At 59.9% G+C, this 3,291-nt stretch carries 3 protein-coding genes and 1 pseudogene; all 4 read left to right on the top strand.

The genetic code is table 11. The features are described from left to right. Window positions 1-741: IS5 family transposase (locus HWX39_RS36580; protein ID WP_244135165.1), on the top strand; the 741-nt coding region annotated here is incomplete at its 5' end. A 173-nt stretch (window positions 742-914) separates the two neighbouring features. After that, window positions 915-1,574, top strand: a pseudogene (locus HWX39_RS35475) (IS5 family transposase); the annotation flags it as partial. 309 nt (window positions 1,575-1,883) lie between these two features. After that, window positions 1,884-2,408: a hypothetical protein gene (locus HWX39_RS35470; protein ID WP_175972114.1), complete on the top strand. Its 525-nt coding sequence runs from the start codon at window positions 1,884-1,886 to the stop codon at window positions 2,406-2,408. 216 nt (window positions 2,409-2,624) lie between these two features. Further along, window positions 2,625-3,236: a hypothetical protein gene (locus tag HWX39_RS35465; RefSeq protein WP_175972113.1), complete on the top strand. Its 612-nt coding sequence runs from the start codon at window positions 2,625-2,627 to the stop codon at window positions 3,234-3,236. The last annotated feature ends 55 nt before the right edge of the window (window positions 3,237-3,291 follow it).

The raw sequence follows: 3,291 nt of genomic DNA, 5'->3' as shown, positions 1-3,291 counted from the left end.
GCGATGCGCCAGATCACCGGCTTCATGGAAGAGTACTGGCGGCTGCGTGGCCTCGAGATCGCCGTGCCGAGCTTCGGGCAGCTCAGCGAGCGGTTCGCCACGCTGACAGTCTCGGTGTGGCAGCGTGGCCAGCGGGTGGCCGAGCGTCTGGCCAACGGCGAAGCGATCAGTCTGATCGTCGACAGCACCGGCATGAACTTCGGCCGGGCCAGCGAATGGCACCGCCAGAAGTACGGCCGCGACGCGAGCCGGACGCCGTGGCGCAAAGTCCATCTGTCGATCGATCCGGACATGAACATGCACGCGATTTCGGTCACCGACACCACGGTGTCCGACGCAGCCGGCCTGCACGCCGTGCTGGCGGTCGAGGCGCCCGTCGACAGTGTGATTGCCGACGGCGCGTACTACAGCATCGCGCAAACCGAGGCCTGGTCGGGTAGCGGCGTGCTGCCGGTGATTCCGCCGCCGGCCAAGGCGGTGGTTCACGCTCAGCCAGCCACACGCTGGCACGACCAGATTGTCGGCTACATCAAAGAGAAAGGCATCCATGCGTTCCACAACAAGTACGGGTATGGCAAGCGCGCGTTGGTCGAGGCACAGATCTCGAGGATCAAACGCTGCATCGGCGCGCGGCTGCTGACACGCCGACTCGAATCGCAGCAGCGCGAGGGCGTGATCATCGCGAACCTCGTGAATCTGTGGAACAGCTTCGGCAAAGCCGTTTGCGTCAAAACAGCCTAATTGGTCGGCCTTGAACAATCCGCGAAAGCTTATGCTGCAAGGCTCCGAGGCCGAAATGTCATTGTGGGAATTGCAGGGACCTGGCATATTGATGCCGAAATCCTGCAAATCCTGACGAGGTGCGGATGGGTTCGAAGACGCCTGTGACAGAGGGAGATTTCTTCCGGTAGCCGCTGCGTGAGCAGATCAACCTGAAACATCCGCTCGTGCGGCTGGCTGACCTGATCCACTGGGATCGGCTGGGCATGGTGATGAGCGAGAGCTTCGTGTCGCGCAAGGGACGGCAGGCAACATCCCCCAGGCTGATCGCCGGCCTGCTGTATCTGCAGCACGCATTCGATCTGTCGGACGAAGAGGTCGTCTGGCAATGGGTTGAAAATCCCTACTGGCAGGTATTCACCGGCGAGACGTACCTGCAGACCGAGCCGCCAATCGATCCGTCGAGCCTGACGCGCTGGCGCAAGCGGTTGGGCGAGGCCGGTGTTGAAGAATTGCTGGCCGAAACAATCGAAGCGGCAAAACGTGCTGGCGTGATCAAGGCCGCAAGCGTGAAGCGTGTGATTGTCGACACGACGGTCATGCAGAAAGCGATCGCACACCCGACCGATTCGCGGCTCCTTGAACGGTGCCGCGAACATCTGGTAAAGGCTGCAGCGCGGCACGGCCTGAAACTGAGGCAGAACTACAACCGCGAGGCACCGCACCTGGCGCGTCAGATTGGCCGCTACGCCCATGCCAAGCAGTACAAACGAATGAAGAAGGTGCTGCGTACGTTGCGCTCGCGTGTGGGCCGGGTGATGCGTGACGTGGAGCGGCAGATCGATGCGGTCTCCGAAGGCGGTCGCGCGGATGTCAATCGAACTAAACATGAAACCGATGCCAGGCCCGAATCCCGCGTCGGACAAGCGGTGTCGGCCGTGGTGATGGCATGTTTGCGTCAATTTCAATTGACTTAAACTTGGAACTTTCCACGAAATTGAACTAAAGTTTAATCATCTCTGACGCTTCAATTTTATGTCATGAATGCGCCGGTTCCTTTACTCGTTCGACGTCTTCCCAAGCAGACGCTCCATCATGCCTGGGCGCCTAAACTACGACGTCCCGTCCTATTCTCCTCGGCCATGCAGGTTCGCCTATGGATCATGCTCGAGGCCAATCCGGGCGTGACGACCTATTGCGAGCGGCCCGCACTTTCCGTTGAAGCCGCGTCGGAGCCGCTGGCTGACTTCTGGGTGATGCGCGATGGAACGGAACAATGGCTAAGCGTTGACGACGATGCCGAGGAGCAGGCGGATATGCGTGATTTACAGATCACGAAGCAGACTGCTCGATCGGCACCATGTGTGGAGACCATCTCCAGAAAGGAGATCGAACGCCATCGCATCTGGATACAGAACTGGATGTCGTTGCTTCCCTATCTGGCAACCGGTGCTCATCTGGTCGAGCCAACGTTGCTCGCGAACGTCGTCGAGTTCTTCGAGCACCCGGCGACCATCGACGAAGCGGAACAGCACTTTTCCCGCATCGATCCGGTACTCGTACGAACGGCGGTCATCGCCGGACTACACAATGGCCAGCTTATCAGTCCCGACCTGATCACGCTTGCCTTATGCCGACACACGCGAGTAAGTCGATATCGTCGCGAGCAAATACATGAAGCGCAGTGATATTCCCGAGTCGCTGGCACGCCGCTGACCAATCTGAAACGGGACTTCGGCATCAACCGGAGCACCCTGACGCGCCTGCTCGAACGATGCCTGGCGCCCCATCCCGATGGCAGGATTCAGGGCTTTCGCGCACTCATTCCACATGTCCGGACAAAGAGCTACCGCCGCATCGCGCCAGCTGTTCGCCGTACGCAGCGCGGAGGGCTGACGGGCGCCTTGGGGCAGCTGTTCGAACAGTTACCCCAACTGGCACAGATTCTCGAGCGTGAAATTGGTGCTGGCACGCTGGGTATCACGCAAAACGGCCGGCTCTACGGATTGCGCAATGTCCAGTCGAAGCTGATTGCGGCCTGCCGGGAAGCCGGTCTGGATACGCAGGCTTATCCGTTCAGCCAGGACGAGATGGGCTATCGGTCGCTGGCGCGCCGGGTGAAACGCCGGCTCGAAGCACGGATCCCGATACGTCGCCCAGACAGTCGCGAACGCGCATGGGATGCCACGATCCGTCCGTTTTCCATCGTCGAGCTCGACGGCCACAAACTGGACCTTCGCCTGCGGGTGCGGTTTACCGAACCGTCCGGCCTCAGCGTCGATCTTGAAACGGAGCGTCTGTTCGTAGTGACGTTGCTCGATGTCTGCACCCGCATCGTGCTGGGCTGGCAGGTCGTGCCCGCGCCCGAATACAACCACCATGACGTGTTGGCAGTACTGCAGGACGCATTGCGACCACGACGCAAACGGGATCAGTTGCTTATCACGGGGTTGACGTATCGACCGGGAGCAGGGTTTGTGACCCTGTCTCGATTCCACGTACAGCAAGAAGTTTGATAACTTTTTGACTGTATGGAGAACAGAATGGCAGAGAACGTGGTGCCGAGAAGGC

It is taken from the genome of Burkholderia sp. BCC0322, from assembly GCF_902833045.1.
Lineage (GTDB): Bacteria > Pseudomonadota > Gammaproteobacteria > Burkholderiales > Burkholderiaceae > Burkholderia.
The sequence above is the reverse complement of the archived record's forward strand: the minus strand, read 5'-3'. Positions and strand labels throughout refer to the sequence as shown.

Bases quoted from the DNA above. Each gene is read 5' to 3' on its own strand.
- HWX39_RS35470 (WP_175972114.1), top strand. From the start codon at position 1,884: ATGCTCGAGGCCAATCCGGGCGTGACGACCTATTGCGAGCGGCCCGCA.